Genomic DNA, 796 nt, shown 5'->3' with positions numbered 1-796 from the left:
CGCCGTCTCGACGCGACGCCGGTCCACCCGGCCCATGAAAAGGCCCGGCCGGACGATCCCGGCCGGAGCGCGTCACCGGCACGTCAATGGAAGGCGGCGGTGCCTTCGTACAGATCCTCGCCCCGGGCGCGCGCCCGGCGGGCATGTTCGCGCGCGTGCGTCGGGATCGAAAGATACAGCGTCAGCAGCCCGGCGAAGGCATAGAGGCCCGAGAAGATCCAGATGATCCCCTCGATCCCATGCCAGGACTCGAACCAGGTGACGATCGCCGGCCCCACCCAGGTGCTGGCGCCCGCGCCCAGGCCCAGCGCCGACAGGGCGGCCGCCTTCTCCTTCGGGCAGATCTGCGGCACCAGGCCGGAAAGAGGCACGAACGCCGCGACCGTCGCGCCGTAGAAGATGCCCGCCAGCGCCGCCAGCAGGAAATTGCCGTGATGCGCCAGGGGCACGTAATAGAACACGGGCACCGAGATCGCGGACCCCAGGCAGCCGGCGATCGATACGACCGTCCGATGGCCCAGCCGGTCGGCCAGCATGCCGGACGCCAGGTTGAACAGGATATTGCTCAGGAACACGATCGACAGCAATTGCAGCCACTGGGGCAGGCTGAAGCCCACGACCCGGGTAAAGAAGGCCGGCATGATCACCAGAAACGCATATTCCGACGCGGTGTCGATGGTGCGCACGATCATCGCGACGAATGTCTTGGGCTCGCGCCACAGGATCGAGATCGACCCGAAGAAGATCCCGCGCACCGACACGTCGCGGGCCGCCAGGCGCGCCGCGCCGCGCGGCT

The 796-nt window shown here is 68.3% G+C and carries 1 protein-coding gene; it reads right to left on the bottom strand.

Annotated elements, in window-relative coordinates; genetic code table 11:
- Positions 1-83 precede the first annotated feature (83 nt).
- Positions 84-796: MFS transporter (locus HUK84_RS20935; RefSeq protein ID WP_176641893.1), on the bottom strand; the 713-nt coding region annotated here is incomplete at its 5' end.

Origin of the sequence: Nguyenibacter vanlangensis (assembly GCF_013376155.1) — a bacterium.
GTDB lineage: Bacteria > Pseudomonadota > Alphaproteobacteria > Acetobacterales > Acetobacteraceae > Gluconacetobacter > Gluconacetobacter vanlangensis.
Note: the sequence above shows the minus strand (reverse complement) of the source record. Positions and strands in the feature narration are given on the sequence as shown.